Source organism: Haloferax sp. Q22 (genome assembly GCF_001482285.1).
Lineage (GTDB): Archaea > Halobacteriota > Halobacteria > Halobacteriales > Haloferacaceae > Haloferax.
The window spans coordinates 1-19,416 of the sequence record NZ_LOEP01000009.1; the positions used below are offsets into that span (position 1 = coordinate 1).

The window sequence follows — 19,416 nt, forward strand, 5'->3', positions numbered from 1 at the left end:
TCGGCTCGGCGCGACCCACGAGGTCGGCCTCATAGCTCAGTAGATTTGAACCGGGGAGCGTCAGCGACCGGGGTTCAAATCTACCTCCCGCTATTCTCCTGAAAACTACACCCCAAGCAGCGCGGTTTATCGCGTTGCGGCGGCCCGTTTTACGTGGCAATCGCAACAGGTAGTTTGAACCAGAGAATCGAGCGAAGCGAGATTCGCGTCGTTCAAATCTACCTCCCGCTATTGTTTTGCCGACCGCAACTCCTGAGCGCCGAGTCTCGGCTCGGCGCGACCCACGAGGTCGGCTTCATAATCAGTCAGTCGAACCGGTGAGCAACACCTCATGTTCCGAGTGAGGTCCGCTCTCCCCGACCATCAAGAGAAGACCGGGTTCGGAACGAGGAGACTGGCAACTCAGTTGTCGGCCAACTTACCGTGTTTCTCGGAGACGACCGACCCAACTGCCGACCGCAACGCCTTCCAATCGACTCGACCGGAGTCGAGTCGGGCGTACTCCTCTCGGACGACCATCTCGAACACGCGTGCGTGAATCTCGGCGGTTGTGGGTGTCTTTTGGGACGTTTCGACGGCTTTGATAGCGCGACCGACTCGCGCGTCGGTGACGAACTCGTCGGCGAGTTCCGCTGGCTCGCCTCGTATCGGCTCGTGGTCGTCCATCTCGTCGAGGACGGGGCCTTCGATGAGCGCGCATCCGCCACGCCGGTTCTCGATGACGACACCTGCGGCGGGTCCGGCGTACCACGCGGATTCGGGGATGTCGAGTCGCTCCGGGTGGAAATCTCGGACGTGTAGTTCCTTCTGGAAGGTGTTCACCGGTGTCAGACCCAGCCGTTCGAACACCTGCTCGGCTTTGTCGATGGGGAACAGCCGCTCTTTGGTCCCGTTCCAGATGGCCCAGCCGAGAACTGCCGGGAGTCGCTCCCAGTCGTAGTCGATACCGACATTGCACGGTGCCACACCGAAGAAGACGTACGCTCCCGGCTCGTCAACCGCGTCGTGGAACGCGTCGCGGTCGAACTGCTCTCGAACGTGCCGAACGGCGTATTCGTACGGCGGAGGCACGTCATCGAAGACTCGGTCTCGGTCGCCGAACAGTAGACGCCCCGACGGTTTCATCTGAAACCGTAACCGAGGACCAGCGACGTACTCACGGAGCCACAGGTGACCGCTCGACAGCAACTCATCTGGGGCATCTTCGAGATGAGGCGTCGATGGATACGGTTGCATGAGTGATTCGTTCCACTACGAGACGGATAGTCTTGGGTGTGCGCGCTGGCACACCTTGCACACCGTGTGCCGCGTTCCGAGCACCCACGGGGAGCGCCTTCGCCGTCGAGCTCTCCCGAGCCGACTGACTCGCCAGTACACCTGAAGGGATTATCCCGCTCGACGACTGAGAACGGGTATGCAGTTGTTGGACGAACCGACGAGGGCGTCCGAGAGCGAGGCTGTGACGGCTCGGAACGGAGGCCGAACGGAGGTCCCGGTGGCGTGACCGAGAAGTCACTCCCTTCCGAATACCTCTCGCCGCTCGCCACGCTCGTCGACGAGGTGCTTGCAGGGGTCGGTTACGAGATGGCCGCCGCCACCGACGCCATCGACGACGCCGTGCCCGGTTACGGCGGCCTGTTCGACCCCACGACGACCCCGGGCGAGTTGCGGCGCGCGCTCGATGAACTGCTGGCGTCGGAGCTCGCTCAACCACCCGTTTCTGAGCCGACCGACGACTCGTTCATCCTGTACGTCGACGGCAGTTCGCGCGGCAACCCCGGCCCGGCGGGTGCGGGCGCGGTCATCATGGACTCGGGAGATACCCAGCTCGCCCGACTCGGCCGTCCCGTCGGCTCCCGGACGGGGAACAACACTGCCGAGTACGTCGCGCTCCAACTCGGGCTTTCCGAACTGCTGGCGCGCTACGAGCCGCACCACCTCGAAGTGCGAATCGACTCGATGACCGTCATCCGAGACGTATGGGGCGGTGACGACCCGACGGAGCCGGGAGTCGACGCGTACAGCGAGGCCATCGCCGCGGCACTAGCGAACGTTCCGAACCACCGCTACACGCACCTGGCCGACAGCGACCCGAACCCCGCCGACGCGCTGGCGACGGTTGGTGCCGACATCGCGGCGTTGGGGCCCGGGTAGCGACGACACAACCAGTTGTCCTTGAGCGGTCGTTGACCGCCAGAGTTCCTTTCAAAAAAGAACGATTTTGACAGTCCGGACAGAGGTGGCTAGTCGTGCCCTCCGAAACAACCACGCGGCGACGACTCTTAGCGACCGGCGGCGCGTTGCTGACGGCGACGTTTAGCGGCTGTTCGCAACTCAGACCAGAGTCAGAGACCGACGCTCGACAACTCGTCCTGTCGCTGTCCCCGCTCGACGGGCCGCTCCGCGAGCGATACGTCGTCGACCTGACCGAGACGCGGCCGCCGTGGGACGAAACGGCATTCAACATCACCCTCGACGGCGAGGAATACACGACCCAACATCACACGCCGTTCCTCGCTCGAGGGGACGACACCCCGACCTACGCGCGACGAAACGGGACGTACTACCACCTCGATTCACTCGTCGTCGGCGAGGAGACCGTCACCCACCCAGTGCTCCGGCTGTTTGAAGTCGGCCGCCCCGACGAACTCGAAACCGTCCCAGACCACGTCACACACTCGTCGCTCCCCGAGGCCGACCAACGAGCGGTGCGAATCGCGTATTTTGCCGCACGGGCGCGAGGTAACGCTGGTGGTGTTCCGCGCGGGCTCGTCCAGCGCGACGGCTACGTGTACCGAGACGACGATGCAGCGGGGGCAAGTGATCTCCTCGAAGAAGCCGGTCCGTCCCACGTCGAGTATCGAGACGCAGTCTACGAAGTCGAAGTCACACGAGAGACGTTTCACGAAGCGGTCTACCGAGCCGACGTCGACCCGGTCGCCGACTCGGCGTCCGAAGTCGAGACGGTTCTTCGAGCGTCACTACTCGACGCGCGAGTGACGCGGGCGGACCTCTCGCAAGCGGAGCGTGAAATTCTCCGGGAAGCGACGGTGGAGTCCTACCGCGAGTCGTACCCGTACTCCACCGCGTTCGCATCGCTACTGAAGCGACTCGGCCACTGGTCGTATCTCGATGGCAACGTCGAGAAAGACGCGGGCGTCGAGACGGGGTCGGAGCGTCGGTTCCTCCTGTACGACGAGCGCTACTTCACGTACGGGCTCAGATTCACGTCCGAGTGACGCGTCCGTGCCGGTTGGTTCGGACCGAACTAACTTGGCCGCAGGAACGCTCGTAACCGAGACCGCCGGACTCAATGTTCACGGCCAACAGTTTGATGTTCACTCAAACGCGACTTCGCGCGACTCTCCTGCCGATATCAGGGCTAGGACAGGCATAACCGTCGTGAACCCTTTTTACTAGAGAGTTACCTATGGATATCTCTGAGATACTCTCGACGAAGTTCACCGAGTTCGACATCGGAACCCCCCTCTCGAAAGTCGCCGGAGCGTTCGAGAATCAGGAACTCGACGCCGTCATCGTAACGGACGGAGACGAATATCGCGGCATCGTGAGTCGCCGACAGCTGGCGTCCTCGTCCAACCAGCCGTCTGCGAAGGTCGGATCGCAGGTTCAGCACGTCCCGACTGTCGACCGAACCGAGGATGTCCGCGAGGTCGCGCGACTCATGATCGGAAGCGACGCCAAAACACTCCCCGTACTTCGCGACGACCGTGTCGTCGGTGTGGTGACTGGTGATGCCATCCTCGAAGCCGTGCGTCCGTTTCTCGACGCGGCGGTCGTCGACGACGCGTACACGGCGGAACTGATTAGCGCGACCCCCGAAACCACGATCGGGAAAGCGCTCAATCTGCTTCGAGAAGCCGGGATCGCTCATCTCCCAGTCGTCGATGGGGACGACCTCGCGGGCATGCTGAGCCTGTACGACGTCATCGAGTTCACGACGTGGGGCGGCAGCAAGAGCCAGGGCGGGTCGTCGGGTGGTACTGGTGGCCGCGGCGGTGGCAGACAGAACCGTGGCGGGTTCGGGGCGCGGGAGGGCGATTCCGACCGAATGCTCGACCTCCCGGTACGGAACCTGATGTCCGACGCAGTCTTCACCGTCAAGCGGAGCGCTCCGCTCGACGAGGTCGTCGAGACGATGTTCGACCAGGAGATCTCCTCGCTCGTCGTCACGGCCGACGAGACCGGCGACCCGGTCGGAATCATCACGAAAACGGACGTCATCGACGCACTCACCTGGGAACGTGACGACCGCAACGCCGTGCAGGTGTTCGGCCTCGAGTTACTGGAGGGGATGGACTACGACGATGTCTCCGCCCTAATCGAGGATATGACCTCGAAGTACGGCGACATGAGCGTTATCAAGGCCAGTATCGAACTCAAGGAACACAAAGAACAATCCAGGGGCGTACCGCTGGTACTGGCACGAATTCGACTGGTCACCGATCGCGGCTACTTCACGGCTGACGGAGAGGGGTACGGTGCTTCCCACGCTCTCCGTCTGGCTGCGAACGCCGTCGAACGCCAGCTCCTCAAGGGGAAAACCTACGGCCAGTCGAAGAAGCGTCCCGATATCGACGATCAGGCACAGCTCTACGGCTGGTGGCTCGGCAGGTAATCGCTAGTATCTACGAACGGGCAACCGTTGCTGGCTGGAACTCCTTTATCCGTCAAAGTAAGACCGGGCCGTCATCTGAAAGTGGCTCCGTCCGGGCTTACTCGCGGGTCTGACGGATGAACTCGTCGAGTGCTTCTTCGATGAGCGTCGCAACCCGCTCGCTGTATCTCCAGAGTGCAGCGTTGAGCCGCTCTTCGGCCTCGTCCTCGAGATCGTCGGCCCCACGGAGGACGGAGTCTTTGGTTATCTGTGGGTGGTACACACAGACGACTCCGAGTGAGGTATCCGAACTCGAAGTTCCAGCGGTGTGGATTCCGTATTGGTCAGTTCCCCAGACACCATCCCCGCCTTCTCGCTCCAGTTCGGAGTCGAGCGCGTCGAGCAGTTGTACCTCTTCGGACGAGAGGATGGGGTCGTCACCTTCGAACAGTTCAGTGTACGCCTCCATTCGGGCGTTTCTCGTCCACTGGTCCAACTGGGACCGCGCGCGGAGGACGAGCTGACGCTCGTCTGGGAATTCTGCCATAGTTCTAGATGGACGGCCAGGTCAATCAACGTTCGTACGGTGGATCAGAGCGCCAGGGATGATGATGAGCCTGCGTTAGGTACATCCAACCGTGCGATTGCCACGACAGACCTGTGCTAGAAGATTCGTGACGCGGGCGCTTGGACAGGATATGACGGGAGCGACACACTCTCAGCCGTGGTGCAGAAGGCGACTGTTCACTACCTTCTCCAGCGAAGGGAGCCCTCCACGTTATGCACCTGGCCGATCTACACTGATTCATGGCAACAATTGTCTATCGAGGTGTTGATGATACTATCACGGAGGATGTCGACGACGAGCAACTGAACTACCGAGAGGACCACTGGCAGATTCATCACGGCGACGATGAGTTCACGTACATCCCGAGAGAGCGCGTCTATACGGTGCAGATGAACGACCCGCACGTCATAACAGACGAGTAGACACTCTGGAAGAGAACGCTCTGGACCTCGATACTCACGCTCTCTCGTCCGTTCGTTGAGGTGAGAGACGTACGGCCCTGATGAACTCCCGGTGGTTCGACACCTTCGGGCTGACACAACCAATCGAGGAGTGTTCGAAGTTCCCCGGCACCGATTGTCCGTTATTTAAGACCCAAGTCATAAACGGCCACAGACAATCCACCTTAGGGAGGTTACCAACTGATGGGATTGCTTGATTCGTTCGGTTCGTTAGTCAGTAGTATCATCGCGTCGATCGTCTTACTGGTATTCGCAATTGCCAGCTTCTTTGTGACCGTGTTCATCGTGCAGGCCGGAGCAGGACTGGCTGGGTACACACCAAGCGGCGATTTCGTTGTCCTCTCGGCTGCAGTTCTGGCTACTGGCGCAATCGTTGCCGGTGCCACTCCCATGACCAGTCTGGGTGGTACCGAATAGCGCCGCCTCAGTACTGCTCGGTAGGCCACCTGTCTTCATCGAGTAGCAGGTCCTACAATGCGTGAACCCGGTGGAACCTGTACGTCGAGGGAACCAACGGAGCGATATCTTCAACAGTCACCTGCAGAACGCGACATCACCTGTTCTTTATCGGAGTAGCCCGTCTCTGGACGACTCATGCGAGGACTCTCGTATTGATTCTGCCTTTTCAAACCCCGCTCCAGTTCAGTCCTTTGTTCGACGAGACCCTGACGATCATCGCCGGAGCAGTCGTCATCGGAGGAGTGGTCTGGTATCTCGGAACGTATCTTCAGTCCTACGTTCGGCCCGAGATCGCCGAAATCGTGCGAGCGGGACTGCTTCTCGTGCTGGCGACCGTCGTCTCCTCCGTCCTGTTGAACAGGTGGAACGCAACGACTGACGCGCTAGAAATCGCGGGTTTCGTCCAGGTCGGTGTCGATACTGGTGTCCGCGTACTCCTCTCGGTCGTCCTCTTCGTCGCCGCGTATACTGGCACGCGGCTTCTCAAAGGATTGCTTCTGGACGGCGCCCGTTCCAGAACCCGAGTGACATCGGCCCACCAGCGTCGTGTCATCTTCTACGTCGGTCAGATCGTCCTCTATATCCTCGCGGTGTTTGGAACGTTCTCACTCTGGGGATTTCGACTGAGCAATCTCCTGTTGGGTGCTGGCGTCCTCGGGATTATTCTCGGCTTGGCGTTCCAAAGCACGCTCGCGTCGATTCTCGCGGGGTTCGTCCTGATGCTCTCACGGCCGTTCGACGTCGGCCACTGGGTCAGAATCGGGGAGCACGAAGGCTTCATCACCGAAATCACCGTTAATCACGTCCGGCTCCGTAATCTCGACGGAGAGCACGTCATCCTCCCGAACGAGGCCGTCGGAAATCGAACGATCATCAACCGAAGTGTGGAGGGAAAACTACGACAGCGTGTCGAAATCGGAATCGATTACGACGTGGACCCCGAGCGTGCGGGGGCGATCGCGCTCGAGGCACTTACAGACCTCGACGAGATTATGACTCAACCTGCCCCTCAGGTCTTTCCGGTCCGATTCGATGATTCAGCAGTCGTACTCGAACTCCGGTTCTGGATAGAAAACCCAACACCACAGCGAAAGTGGCTGTCGGTCCAGGCCGTCATCCACAGCGTCAAATCTGCGTTCAACCGAGAAGGAATCAAGATTCCCTTCCCGCAGCGGGAGCTCACCAAGCGGGGAGAAGGGGACTCAGTTCGAATCCGGGGTACTGAGCCAACTGATACTAGGAGAGGTCAGTCGAAATGAGCCCAAACAGGGTCGAACGCACCTAGTGAGCACCTAGTGGAACCAGCGGACAAGAAGGGATGTGCTCATCCGAGCGGCGACACACGCGACACGCCGAGTCACAGACGGAAACCGGACGGTTCCCGGGAGTCCGCCGCCTCACTCCGAGAAGTCGTCGTGCTGTTCGTAGATAATGGTCAACCGCCCCGACGCAGGCCGCTTCGCTGCGTCTCGAAGCGTCCGGAACTCTTCCAAGAGTTCATCGGCGTCGTCCGCCTTCTCCCGAACGCTCCGGGATTCTTCTCGTATCGTATCGTACACCTGCTCCAGCATGCGCCGAGCGGCGTACGAATCGGCCTTTGAGTCAATTTCGAAGGACGCCTCGTGGCGGGACATACTCGTAGTTAGTGCGCCACTGGGATAACTTACCTTCATGACATACGGGAGGGTACCGTCCGTTTACTGCGGAGTGTGAACATTCGTCGATGATTACAGCGGACAACACGCCGCCGCCGAAGAAGGAGCGGGTGGTGAGGTGGTCTTCGGTGAGTGGTAGTGCGAGCAGAACGGCCATTAGAGCAAGTCTGTAGTGTGTTCCACGGATCGAATCGGTCGAATTCGCGTAGTAGAGCTGTCCTATTCCAACAGCAGTCTAACTCCTCGAGAGACGATTTTTGTATAGCGTTATACAGTTTATTGCAAAGGCTCGCAAATTAACCGAGCGTTTGCTAAAACTCATTGTCTGGCACCGACAACGACACAACAAAAATAGACAGTTATCAAATACATCTCGCCTTTCACTCGAAATCGGGGCTCACAGAATTATCGAGGGGCCGGTGTTCAGTCTTCTCTCGACGGTTGACCGGTCAGATGCGCCAGTTCAGCGAGAACGAGTCGTTCGTCGCGGTATTGTTCGTTCCGGTCGTGCTGTTGGTCGTCCCGTTCGTGGAGTTTGTGGTCGTCTTCGTCTGCTCGGCCGGCTCACCCGTATCGGCCGTGACGGTTCCGCTCGTCAGTTCGCCCAGCGGGGCCTGGATAGCGTAGCTCGGCGTCTCGACTTGAATCGTGCTCTGGGCGTCGACCTGCACGAACTTCAGTTCGAGCGCGTACGAGCCGTCGGACCCGATTTCGGTCGCTTCGACCTGGTCGGTCTGGGGGTGGAACGCCCACGCCGTCTCGCCGGCGTCGAGCCGACTCGTCTCGCCTTCGATGGTGCGAACCGTGTAATCCCGGTTCGTATCGGACCCCGCGAGCGGGTAGTTGCGGTCGAGCCACGCCTGGAAGCCTTCGTCGATTGCGTACACGTTCTCGAAGCCGGTTGCGAGCAGCATCGCCGCCCGGAGCGACGACAGGTGGTGCGGGCAGTGGCAGTAGGTCACCACGCGGTCCGCCTCGTTCCAGTCGTCCGTGGGGTCGAGCGTCCGACCGTCCGGTGCGGGGCTGAGAACGGATCCGAAGATGTGGGAGACATCGTATCCGGTCTCGCTGCGGGCGTCGACGAAGCGCGCCTCCCCGCGCGCGTACCAGTAGTACGCGTCCTCGATGGGGACGAGAGGGACTTCGACGGTCACGTCGTGCACCTCTCGCGTGAGCGTGTCGTACGAACTCGTGTCGATGGACCGCTCTTCCGGCACGGTGTCGAACTCCGGCGGGTAGCCGTCCGAGGGCTTGGAATCGGTCGGCAGGTCGTCGCCCTCGCGCGGGCCTCGCATCTGATTCTCCGGCGCGGCCGTCGTCGTTTGCGTCGTCGTCTGCGTCGCGTTGGCGGTGGTCGTCTGGGTCGACGTGGACGTCGTCCCTTCGGGGGACCCGCTCGAACAGCCCGCGAGCCCGGCAATCGTCGCTGCACCGGTCAACTGGAGGAACCGTCTGCGGCTCGACTGTCGTTCTGTCATCACCCATCCGTACTGAGCAGTAGTGGTTTATTATATACAGAGTAAGCGCTGTACGCCCGTACTCGCGTGGAAAGACGGACTACGAGCGACGAACGTATCGAGCCGCTAAACCGCCGGTCACGCGGTCTGCTTGAGATACCGTTTCTCCCAGCGACGACGCGTCTCGACCGCTTCGCGGCCCTCGTCAGTGAGTGAGTACTCGTTGGTCCGTCCGTTCTTGCTCCCTTTGTTGACGAGGTCCTTGTCGACGAGTTCGTTCAGGTTCGTGTACACGCGGCCTGTGAGCAGGTCGCGCCCCTGCGTCTTTTCGAGTTCGGTCTTGATAGTCTGTCCCGAGGAGTCGCTCATTCCTCGCACAACGAACAGCAAATCGCGTTGAATCGCGGTTAATTCGTGTACGCACATAGGGGATGCCACGGACGCACCCTACATGAACTTCGGAGATAGTTGTGGTACTAAAGAACCCCTAGAACGGGTGGAACGGTCGTTTCTCGGAGTTTGCTCTCATAACCGACGACGACTGAGTGAATAGACACATCATAAATCGGGGTCGCCCCGACCGCTCGAACGCACGAAATCACGCACACCCGGACGAGCGCGCCATCGTTCCGCGACTGCCGACCAGCGGACGCCGGGCGATGACCGGCCCGCTAACTGCGCCCATCCGGAAGCGAACGCCCCGACCCAGCAGTTCCTTACTCATCCCATAGTAAGGAACCCCGCCGACCACGTGCAGAGTATGTTTGGAACGAGCGGCGTTCGCGGTGCCGTCGGCGAAGACGTGACGGCGGAAGTGGCGCTCTGTATCGGAAGGGCGCTCGGTAGCGAGGTCTCCGGACGCGTCGTCGTCGGCCGCGACGCGCGCGAAAGCGGAACGATGCTCGAACACGCACTCGTCGCCGGGATTCTGGAGTGCGGAATCGACGTACTCCGACTCGGAACCCGGCCGACACCGTCTATCGCCCGCGCCGTCGAGTGGTTCGACGCCGACGCCGGTGCCGTCGTCACCGCCTCGCACAACCCGCCGGCCGACAACGGCGTGAAGCTCTGGACCGCGTCCGGCCGGGCGTTCGATTCGGCCCAGCGCGCCGCCATCGAGCGACGTATCGAAGACGAGGACTACGAACTCGCCGCGTGGGACGGCGTCGGAACCGAGCGAGACCGAAGTATCGAAAACCGCCACCGCGACGCGCTCAAATCGAGCGTCGACCTCGAAGACAACCTCTCGGTCGTCGTCGACATCGGGAACGGGACGGGGCGGCTCACGGCGGACGCGCTCTCGGACCTCGGCTGTACGGTGTCGACGCTCAACGGCCAACGCGACGGTCGGTTCCCCGCCCGTCCGAGCGAACCGACCGACGAGACGCTTCGCGGGCTCAAGTCCCACGTCGCCGCGACCGACGCGGACCTCGGCGTCGCCCACGACGGGGACGCAGACCGGATGATGGCCGTCGACGGCGACGGAAACTTCGTCGACGGCGACGCGCTCCTCGCCCTGTTCGGGCGCGAGGCCGCGTCAGAGGGCGACCGAATCGCGGTTCCGGTGAACACGAGCCTCGCCGTCGACGACGCGGTCGCGACCGTCGGCGCAGACGTAGTCCGGACGCGCGTGGGCGACGTGTTCGTCGCCGAGAGGTGTGCCGAACCGGGCGTCGTCTTCGGTGGCGAGCCCTCCGGTGCGTGGATTTGGGCCGACGAGACGCCCTGTCCCGACGGCCCGCTCGCGGCGTGCAAACTCGTCGAGTTCGTCTCGCGGCGCGGCCCGCTAGCCGACCTCGTGGACGATATCGACGCCTACCCGCTTCGCCGCGAGAGCGTCGAGACGACCGACAAAGCGGGCGTCCTCGAACGCGTCGAAGCGACGGTGCGCGAGGAGTACGACGACATCGATGACCGCGACGGACTCCGTGTCGAGACCGACGACGGGTGGTTCCTTGTCCGGGCGAGCGGAACACAACCGCTCGTGCGGGTCACCGCCGAGGGCCGGTCCGAAGCGGCGACTGACCGACTGTTCGACGAGGCGCTGGCACTCGTCGAGTCTCGCACCGACACCGTTCGCGCCTGAATCGGGGATAATCCTCGTTGAAGGAGGGTGGAGATTCGAGCGTCCCGCGGGGTTCACCACCGAGTGACACCGCCGGACTGTTGGCCAATCGAACAGCGTTGCGGACGCGTAGACTCGGTGAATCTCGTTCTCGTCCCGCGTGGAGTCGAGGAATATCTAAATTTGACCGTCAGAGAGTGTGACACACCTACAAATCGCCGATATTTAGTGCGTTAACTGTACGCACAGATATAAAAAGACTGGACATGTGAAGGCTCGAAGTTTCTCCGTTTTATGACGTTCAGTAAATTGGATACAATGAACTCGAAATTTACTCGTCGCACCTTTCTCACCGCCGCCGGCGGACTCGCGCTGCTCGGAGCTGTCGGAACTCGACCCGCCGCTGCGGGGTTCTCGCCGGGCGTCGTCGGGACCGCGCCGTACCTCCGCGACAGGCTCTACCCGACGATGGGCACCGACGATTCGAACCCGACGCTCGTCGTCTACGTGAACTTCCTGTCGGAGTCCTCGCAGTACTTCGTCCAGCACAACCTCGAAGACATCGTCCGCGAGTACGTCCAGACGGGCGACCTCAACCTCGAACTGCGGTTCCTCTCGTACAGGCCGGACGCCATCGACACCTACCTCGTCGGCGACGACGAGGGCGAAGCCCGCGCCGCCCGCGCCGCTCACGGCGTCTGGGACGTCGAACCGGAGAACTTCTGGCAGTTCTTCGAGTTCATGTTCTGGAACTTCACGACCAAGACGTACACCCACGCTCGGTTGGAATCCTACATGGACCTCGCGGGTGTCCGCAACATCACGAAAATCGCCAACCGCGCCTACGAGGACCGCTACGACAGCCTCGTCCGCTCGGCGACCGACGAGGCCGTCCGCTACGGCATCGCTGGCGTGCCGCGAGTTCGCTTGCTTCGAGACCACAAGGACGGCAACTATTCCGACATCCTCGGCTGGATTCGGACCCGTCTCGACCGGGTCGACGCGGGGTCGGTCAGCACCCACTCGCTCCTTCCGGGAACGAAGTACGAAACGCCCGTCTACGTCATCGACTCCGGAAAGCCCGGCCCGACGGCGTTCGTCGTCGGCGGTATCCACGGCGAGGAACCCCAGGGCTACCACGCGGCGGACCATATCAGACATCTCCGCCCGACCGGCGGCAAGATCGTCGTCGTCCCCCACGCGAACGCGCCCGCAATCAGCATCGGTGCTCGGTACACCGAAGACGGCGACCTGAACCGGCAGTTCCCCACGGGGGCGCAGCCCACGTCCCGACTCGCGCGGGCGCTCTGGGACGAACTCGTCTCGCACGACCCCGACGTCGTCGTCGACCTCCACAGCTCCAGCGGCATCTACAAGCACGACGGGAAAGTCGGGCAGGCGGTCTTCCCGACCCGCGCAGCCCCGATGAACGCGGTGAACGCCTGCGACTACGTCAACGAGCAGTACATCGACCTCTCGGAGTACCCGTCGTACTACGACTTCGACTGCGGGAACTCCCTCGATGGTTCGCGACCGCTGTTCGTCCACAAGGTGTACGGCGACCTGCACCTCCCCAGCTACCTCGTCGAGACGACCCGCAAAGGGACGACCCTCGAAGACGCCGTGACGTGGGAAGTCGCCGTCGCTCGCGACCTGCTGTGGCAACACGGCGTCTACCACGGGTGAACCACTACGGCGCGCCTAACGCGACCAACTCGCCGAAAATCGCCGACAACGACCACTTATCTCACGTATAATAACGCCCGTCGTTCGACTACGGCGTGGTATGCAAGCGATTCTACTGGCAGCCGGACGCGGCACGCGAATGCGCCCGCTGTCGAACGAGGTTCCGAAACCGATGCTGAGCGTGGCCGGACAGCCAATCGTCGGCCACACCGCCGCGGCGGCGGTCGAAGCCGGTGCCGACGAACTCGTCGTGGTCGTCGGGTACGGCCAAGAGACGGTGCGCGAACACTTCGGCTCGTCCTACCGCGGCGTCCCGGTCTCGTACGTCGAACAGGACGAACAGCAGGGGACCGCAGACGCGGTTCGCGCCGCCAAGGAGCACATCGACGGCGCGTTCGCCGTCCTCTACGGAGACAACCTCTACGACCCCGCCGGAATCGACGCCCTGTTCGACGCGGCACCGAGCATCGCGTCGGTCCGCGTCCCGAACCCCTCCAACTACGGCGTGTTGAACGTCAGCGACGGCGCGGTGGCGGAAATCGTCGAAAAACCCGACGCTCCGCAGAACGACCTCGTCAACGCCGGCGCGTACGTGTTCCCCGCCGAGGCCCGCGACATGCTCGACGTACCGCTGAGCGAGCGCGGCGAGCGCGAGCTCACCGACGTTCTCGACCGGGTCATCGACCAGTTCAACGTCTCTCCGGTGACCCTCGACCGCTGGATGGACGTTGGACGACCGTGGGAACTCCTCGAAGCCAACGAGTGGAAGCTCAAGACGTTCGACCGCCGCATCGACGGCGACGTGAGCGACGACGCCACGGTCCAAGGCGACGTGGTCGTCGAGGAGGGAGCGACCGTCAAAGACGGCTCCGTCGTCGAGGGGCCCGCCTACATCTCGGCGGGCGCGACGGTCGGACCGAACGCGTACGTGCGCGGTTGCACGTTCGTCGGGCCCAACGTTCACGTCGGCCACGCCGTCGAAATCAAAAACAGCGTCCTCCTCGCGGAGACGAGCGTCGGCCACCTCTCGTACGTCGGCGACAGCGTCGTCGGCCGACGCGTCAACCTCGGCGCGGGAACGAACGTCGCCAACCTCCGCCACGACGGCGAGGCCGTCTCCGTGACGGTCAAAGGCGAACGGGTCTCGACCGGCCGCCGAAAGTTCGGCGCGGTCGTCGGCGACGACGCGAAGACCGGCATCAACACGGCGCTCAACGCCGGGGTGAAACTCTCCGAAGGCGCTCGTACCATGCCCGGCGAGACCGTGGCGACCGACCGATAACGCGACGACAGCGACGAGACGGCCTTCTTCTCACACCGGTTGCGACACCTCGGAACAGTCCGAATCTCTCCGTACCGTCGCATATTCTTGTCAGTCGTCGTCGATGTCGAGGTGCGTCAGTACTGACAGCAGTCTGTGGCGGCGGAGAACGAGCGAGACGACGTCGCGAGCACGAGTCGTCGATCAATCGGGGAGAAGGAACGGGGTGTTCAGGAGTCGGTGAGCATCCGCACCGGCGGACACAGCACGTCGTTGGGAGTGAGGACGCTGTCGTCGTCCGCGGCGTTCATCCACGTGGTGATGTCGTTGATTCGGAGTTTGACTCTGACCGGAAGTTCGTGGATGCTCGGGTAGCCGGGGAAGAGCTTCCGGTCGAGTTCGTTCCGTTCGTACTGCGCCTCCATGTCGGGCCACGGAGAACTGAACGGCTCGATACCGGGGACTTTCCGGCGGACGAACTTCTCGATTTGGTTCCTCCTGAACGAGTTGTGCGGTCTGTCCGGCGGCCGGTGGCGGAAGATGTCCGGGTTGAGTTTCTGCATCGCCGCCATCATCGTGTTCGTGTTGCGCTTTTCGGGCGGGGTCTTCAGGTGCCAGTCGATGAGTTCGGCGTCGGCGGCGACGAACGACTCGATGTAGTTGTCCGATAGCTCGAAGTGGAACGGGACCGACGGCTGGTTTTGGATCCCGATGAGTTCGATACTGTCGTAGACGTTGTCGTATCGGTCCGACCACTTGTCGAGTTGCTCGTCGACGACATCGTTGATGAACTCCATGCTCGTGTCGAACTCGTCGTAACACTCGGGGAAGACGTGGTCACACGCCGGGTGGTAGCCAAACTTCGACGACAGCACCTCAGCGGGGTCCGGGTCAGGGTCCAGACCCTGCAACGGGAACCGATTGCCGAACACTTCGACGACGTTCTGGGGAAGGAAGTGTCCGCGGAGGAACGTATCGAAGAGCAGTCCGTGAAAGACGGTGTCGGCGTCCATCTTTTCGTCACAACCCGCGTGGTGGACGTGGACCGACTCGCGCGTGCCGAGCGAGTACTCGATGACGTCCTCGTCGACGTTGATGTAGTCGTCGTCGGGGACGAGCGTCTCGTGGTCGGCACCGTACTGGTTCGCGATGTTCCGGGCGGCTTCGACCTCGGGGTGGTCGGGCGCGCCGAGCGTGTAGCAGACGTCGATGTCGGGGTGCTGGGCGACGATTGCTCGCGAGTCGTAGCCGCCGCTCAGGAGCACGCCCTGTTTGCCGGGGTAGTTCGCCCGACGGGCTATCGCCCGTTCGAGGCGCGCCGCGAGCTCGTCGACGTAGTCGAACTCGTCGGGGTCGGCGGGGTCGTAGACGAACCGGGAGAGCGTCCCCGACTCGTCGGCGGTGAAGTAGCCGTCGAACGGGATACAGCTGAGTCGGCTGTAGACCGTCCGCTCGTCGACGACGACCCCCATGTGGATGTACTCGAGGAGGCCGCGAGTGTCGACTTCGAGTCCGGTTGCCGCCGAGAGGACGCGCTGTGGGTTCGTACCGAACACCCGCCCGTCGGGCGTGTCGGTGTAGAAACACTGCCACGTGCGGGCGGGGTCCGAAGCGACCATCGCGTCGCCGTCGAATTCGACGAACACGAGGAACGACCCATTGAGTTCACCGAACGCGTCGGCTCCGACCGCGGCGTACCGTTCGAGGGCGTACTCCGCTGTCGGGGTCGAAACGTCATCGGGGGAGAACGCCTCGCCCCAGACGATACAGCTCCCTCGCTCGTCTCGATACGTCGACGAGCGCCCCGGGAACCCGAGCGCGGGGTCGCGGATAGCGACAGTCGCGCGCTCGCCGTCGGCGACCCAGTCGAAACTCGACCGAGACGCGAGGTCGTCGAACGCCCCGTCGTCGTCGAGGACGCCAAACAGTTCTTTGTTCATTGTGGGTGGCTGGTCTCCGTGAGATTATTCGACCGTGACACTCTTCGCGAGGTTTCGCGGCTTGTCTATCTCGCGGTCCAACTCGGTCGCACAGTAGTACGACAGAAGCTGTAGTTGGACGTTCGCGAGGAGGTTCTCACAGACGGGATGTCTGTCGGGAACGTAGAGCTGTTCGTCCGCAGTGTCCATTATCTGGTGGTCCGACGGGCCGAGCGCGACGATAGGCGCGCCGCGAGTCTTCGCCTCCTTGGCGTTTGTCACCGTCTTGTCGCTGCCGTCGGTACAGACCGCGAAGACGGGGGTCCGGTCGGTGACGAGCGCCAGCGGACCGTGCTTGAGCTCGCCGGAGGCGAACCCCTCCGCGTGCTCGTAGGTGATTTCCTTGAATTTGAGCGCGCCCTCCTTGGCGACCGAGCAGCCGAGTCCGCGGCCGATGAAGAAGTACGCGTCCATGTCGAGGTACTCGCGAGCGAGTCGCTTGGCGTCGCTCGTCTGGAGCACCCGTTCGACGGCGTCTGGGAGTTCGGCCAGATCGGAGACGAGTCGGTCGAGGTTGTCCGCGGGGACGCCGGATTCGACGATGTCCGAGAGGTGCTGGCTGAGGAGCGTGAGCACTGCCGCCTGCGACGAGAACGTCTTCGTGGCCGCGACGCCGATTTCGGGGCCGGCGCGGATGTAAATCGGTTCGTCGGCCTCGCGGGCGGCGGTCGACTGCACGACGTTCGTCACCGCGAGCGTTTCGACGCCCTCGTCGTTGACCTGCCGAAGTGCGCTGAGCGTGTCCGCTGTCTCGCCGCTCTGCGTAACCGCGATGAACAGCGTGTTGTCCGTCAGCGACCCCGTCGTCAAGTCGTACTCGCTCGCGCGAATCGCGCGCGCCGGAACGTCACAGCGGTTCAGGAGGCTCGCACCGAACAGCGCGGCGTGGTACGAGGTGCCGCATCCGACGAGTTGGACGGAGTCAATGTCCGAGAGGTCGGTCTCGATGTCGAGGTTGATGTCGCCAGCCTCCTGGTCGAGACGGCCCTCGAGCGTCTTCTGGAGCGAGGTCGGTTGCGTGTGAATCTCCTTGAGCATGAAGTGGTCGAACTGCCCCTTTCCGGTCTCGTCGGGGTTCCAGTCGACCGTCTCGACTTCGCGCCGCACCGTCTCGTCGTTCTCGTCGGTGATGTCGACGCCGTCGGCGCGGACCTCGACGGTGTCGCCGTCTTCGAGGTAGACGACGTTCCGCGTGTGGTCGAGGAAGGCGGGCACGTCGCTCGCGAGGTAGTAACTACTCTCGTCGACGCCGAGGACGAGCGGCGACCCCTGCCGGGCGGCGTAGATGGAGTCGTTGCCGTCGACGACGACCGCGATTGCGTAGCTTCCTTCGAGCGCATCGACCGCGTGCTGGAACGCCGCCAGCGGTTCGTTTCCGCGGTCGAGGTAGTGGCTGACGAGGTTCGGAATGACCTCGGTGTCGGTGTCGCTCGTGAACTCGTAGCCCTCCGCTTCGAGGGTCTCCTTGAGCGTCGCGTAGTTCTCGATGATGCCGTTGTGGACCGCAGCGACCTGATTCGTCTGGTTCGTATGCGGGTGCGCGTTCTCGTCGGTCGGCGGCCCGTGGGTGCTCCACCGAGTGTGTCCGACACCGAGCGTCGCGCTCGATTCGACCCCGTCGATGGTGTCCTTGAGGTCGGAAACCTGACCCGAGCACTTCCATACGTCGAGTCCCGAGCCGTTTTTCACCGCAATACCGGCGGAGTCGTAGCCGCGGTACTCCAGTTTCTCGAGTCCGGTCACGAGCGGGCTGATAGCCCGCTTCTCACCGACGTGAGCGATGATTCCGCACATGTCAGCAACCCTCCGAGGACTGCGAGACACGCGCGGTCCCGGTCGTCGTTGGCTGTGGTCGGTTCAGAGCGGACGGGGTGGAGATGTTCGACTCCCCCAGGAGTTGTTTCTGATGTGTCATGGTTTGTGGGGTCAGCGGGTGAGCTGTCCGTGAAACCACGATACGGGGAAGCGGCCATTACTATAGACGCGCTAAGGGACGGTGGCGACTCCACAACCGAAACAAACGCGTCGCTGTCGTGCGGTTTTTCGGAAACGTGACATCGGCGGGTCGAACGACGAATTAGGCACCGAACAGGTCGTAGAGCGCGCGCCGGGATGGCTTACACGGCCGATAATAATGCCGTTTACGACTAGGTGTGGTGTATGGTTGACCGAGAGACAGACAGACGGAGTATTCTCAAGCTATCCGGCGTCGCGGCCATCGCATCACTGAGCGGCTGTGCGAGCTTCGCCAAGCAGGCGAACAGCGGCGGAGCGGACACGCCGGCGGGGCAGTCGGAACAGCAGACGACGACCGCGCAGCCCGAGACGCGGACGGCCGCAGGCAACGAGACCGACGCGAACGCGTCCGTCGAGATGCGTCCGAAGACGGTGTCCGACCCGTCGTTCGAACTCCAGACGGGTGCCCTCCGGTCGCTGCAGACCGACGCGCGGTATCCGACCATCGGCACGGCCGCCACGACGGTAACGGTCTACGGGAGCTGGAAATGCCCGTACACCCAGGAGTTCGTGCGACAGCAGTTCGGCGGGCTGGTCGAGGACTTCGTCGCGACCGGAGACCTCTCCATCGAGTTCCGGAACGTGGCGTACATGGACGGCGAGCCGTATCTCGGGCCGGACGCGCCCCGGGCGAGCGAAGCCGGGCTCGCGGTCTGGAACATCGACCCCGAGTCGTTCTGGACGTACTTCTCCTACGTCTTCGTGAACCAGCCGCAGGAGCGCCGCGACTGGGCGACGACCGAGAACCTCGTCCGATTCGCCGAGGAGGCGGACACGAACGGCATCGACCAGATTCGGCGGGCGATTCGCTCGCGCGCGTACGCCCAGAGCGTCCAACTGTCCGCCGACAGCGCGGCCGAACTCGGCATCACGACCGTCCCGCGCGTCGCCACCGACGACGAGGTGACGGCACCGACGGTCGACCCCGAAGCCACGAGAGAACAGCTTGAGCGGGTCGCGAACGGCGGGTCGACGTTCGGCGGAACCACAGAGAACAACTCCACGTTCGGCGGCAATTCGACCGAAAACGACACCTCGTTCGGAGAGTCTACGACTGAAAACGACACCACCTTCGGGTCGTCGTCCGGCGGAAACGAGACCGGAGCGACGAACAACAGTTCGACGACGTTCGGAAGCAACGAGACGACCGAGTCGGACGACGACGCGTTCTAGTTCTTCGCGGTTCTGTCG

17 protein-coding genes are annotated in these 19,416 nt (G+C 62.7%); 10 read left to right on the forward strand and 7 right to left on the reverse strand.

The window, feature by feature from the left end; genetic code table 11:
* Positions 1-402: 402 nt before the first annotated feature.
* Positions 403-1,125, reverse strand: coding sequence for a hypothetical protein (locus AM590_RS03135; protein ID WP_058826178.1), 723 nt, complete (start codon positions 1,123-1,125; stop codon positions 403-405).
* A 375-nt stretch (positions 1,126-1,500) separates the two neighbouring features.
* Here AM590_RS03135 and AM590_RS03140 point away from each other — a divergent pair, with 375 nt between their 5' ends.
* The 3 genes from AM590_RS03140 to AM590_RS03150 all read left to right on the forward strand — a co-directional run bounded on the left by AM590_RS03140 (position 1,501) and on the right by AM590_RS03150 (position 4,639).
* Positions 1,501-2,154 (forward strand): ribonuclease HI family protein, encoded by a 654-nt coding sequence (locus AM590_RS03140; protein WP_058826179.1) that lies wholly within the window; start codon positions 1,501-1,503, stop codon positions 2,152-2,154.
* A gap of 95 nt (positions 2,155-2,249) precedes the next feature.
* Positions 2,250-3,239 carry a hypothetical protein gene (locus AM590_RS03145; protein ID WP_082677641.1) on the forward strand — a complete coding sequence of 330 codons (990 nt, stop codon included), beginning with the start codon at positions 2,250-2,252 and terminating at the stop codon, positions 3,237-3,239.
* A 191-nt stretch (positions 3,240-3,430) separates the two neighbouring features.
* Positions 3,431-4,639, forward strand: coding sequence for a CBS domain-containing protein (locus AM590_RS03150; protein WP_058826180.1), 1,209 nt, complete (start codon positions 3,431-3,433; stop codon positions 4,637-4,639).
* 97 nt (positions 4,640-4,736) lie between these two features.
* Here the strand turns inward: AM590_RS03150 and AM590_RS03155 are convergent, their stop codons facing one another.
* The gene (locus tag AM590_RS03155) at positions 4,737-5,165 is read right to left on the reverse strand and encodes a hypothetical protein (protein WP_058826181.1); all 429 of its coding nucleotides are present in this window, start codon (positions 5,163-5,165) and stop codon (positions 4,737-4,739) included.
* A 260-nt stretch (positions 5,166-5,425) separates the two neighbouring features.
* On the opposite strand from AM590_RS03155, the gene AM590_RS03160 reads away from it, so the two are divergent.
* From AM590_RS03160 to AM590_RS03170, 3 genes are all read left to right on the forward strand, one after another.
* Positions 5,426-5,608, forward strand: a complete 183-nt coding sequence (locus AM590_RS03160; protein WP_058826182.1) for a hypothetical protein — start codon at positions 5,426-5,428, stop codon at positions 5,606-5,608.
* A gap of 222 nt (positions 5,609-5,830) precedes the next feature.
* Positions 5,831-6,064 (forward strand): hypothetical protein, encoded by a 234-nt coding sequence (locus tag AM590_RS03165; RefSeq protein WP_058826183.1) that lies wholly within the window; start codon positions 5,831-5,833, stop codon positions 6,062-6,064.
* 233 nt (positions 6,065-6,297) lie between these two features.
* The gene (locus AM590_RS03170; RefSeq protein WP_058826184.1) at positions 6,298-7,365 is read left to right on the forward strand and encodes a mechanosensitive ion channel family protein; all 1,068 of its coding nucleotides are present in this window, start codon (positions 6,298-6,300) and stop codon (positions 7,363-7,365) included.
* Between the two features lie 138 nt (positions 7,366-7,503).
* On the opposite strand, the gene AM590_RS03175 is transcribed toward AM590_RS03170, so the two are convergent.
* The 3 genes from AM590_RS03175 to AM590_RS03185 form a co-directional block, all read right to left on the reverse strand.
* Positions 7,504-7,740 carry a hypothetical protein gene (locus tag AM590_RS03175; RefSeq protein ID WP_058826185.1) on the reverse strand — a complete coding sequence of 79 codons (237 nt, stop codon included), beginning with the start codon at positions 7,738-7,740 and terminating at the stop codon, positions 7,504-7,506.
* A 470-nt stretch (positions 7,741-8,210) separates the two neighbouring features.
* Positions 8,211-9,239 carry a rhodanese-like domain-containing protein gene (locus AM590_RS03180; RefSeq protein ID WP_058826186.1) on the reverse strand — a complete coding sequence of 343 codons (1,029 nt, stop codon included), beginning with the start codon at positions 9,237-9,239 and terminating at the stop codon, positions 8,211-8,213.
* Between the two features lie 117 nt (positions 9,240-9,356).
* Complete coding sequence (locus tag AM590_RS03185; RefSeq protein WP_082256459.1) at positions 9,357-9,587, reverse strand: helix-turn-helix transcriptional regulator; 231 nt, start codon at positions 9,585-9,587, stop codon at positions 9,357-9,359.
* Positions 9,588-9,978: 391 nt separating this feature from the next.
* Here AM590_RS03185 and glmM point away from each other — a divergent pair, with 391 nt between their 5' ends.
* From glmM to glmU, 3 genes are all read left to right on the forward strand, one after another.
* Positions 9,979-11,304, forward strand: a complete 1,326-nt coding sequence (gene glmM / locus AM590_RS03190; protein ID WP_058826289.1) for a phosphoglucosamine mutase — start codon at positions 9,979-9,981, stop codon at positions 11,302-11,304.
* Between the two features lie 297 nt (positions 11,305-11,601).
* Positions 11,602-12,969, forward strand: a complete 1,368-nt coding sequence (locus AM590_RS03195; RefSeq protein WP_058826187.1) for a succinylglutamate desuccinylase/aspartoacylase family protein — start codon at positions 11,602-11,604, stop codon at positions 12,967-12,969.
* A gap of 100 nt (positions 12,970-13,069) precedes the next feature.
* Entirely contained in the window at positions 13,070-14,251 is a 1,182-nt protein-coding gene (gene glmU, locus AM590_RS03200) for a bifunctional sugar-1-phosphate nucleotidylyltransferase/acetyltransferase (protein ID WP_058826188.1), read from the forward strand.
* A 209-nt stretch (positions 14,252-14,460) separates the two neighbouring features.
* Here the strand turns inward: glmU and AM590_RS03205 are convergent, their stop codons facing one another.
* On the reverse strand, positions 14,461-16,170 hold the full coding sequence (locus AM590_RS03205; protein WP_058826189.1) for an asparagine synthase-related protein: 1,710 nt from the start codon (positions 16,168-16,170) through the stop codon (positions 14,461-14,463).
* 24 nt (positions 16,171-16,194) lie between these two features.
* Positions 16,195-18,003, reverse strand: coding sequence for a glutamine--fructose-6-phosphate transaminase (isomerizing) (gene glmS / locus AM590_RS03210; RefSeq protein WP_058826190.1), 1,809 nt, complete (start codon positions 18,001-18,003; stop codon positions 16,195-16,197).
* 366 nt (positions 18,004-18,369) lie between these two features.
* On the opposite strand from glmS, the gene AM590_RS03215 reads away from it, so the two are divergent.
* Positions 18,370-19,398, forward strand: coding sequence for a thioredoxin domain-containing protein (locus tag AM590_RS03215; protein WP_058826191.1), 1,029 nt, complete (start codon positions 18,370-18,372; stop codon positions 19,396-19,398).
* Positions 19,399-19,416: the final 18 nt, after the last annotated feature.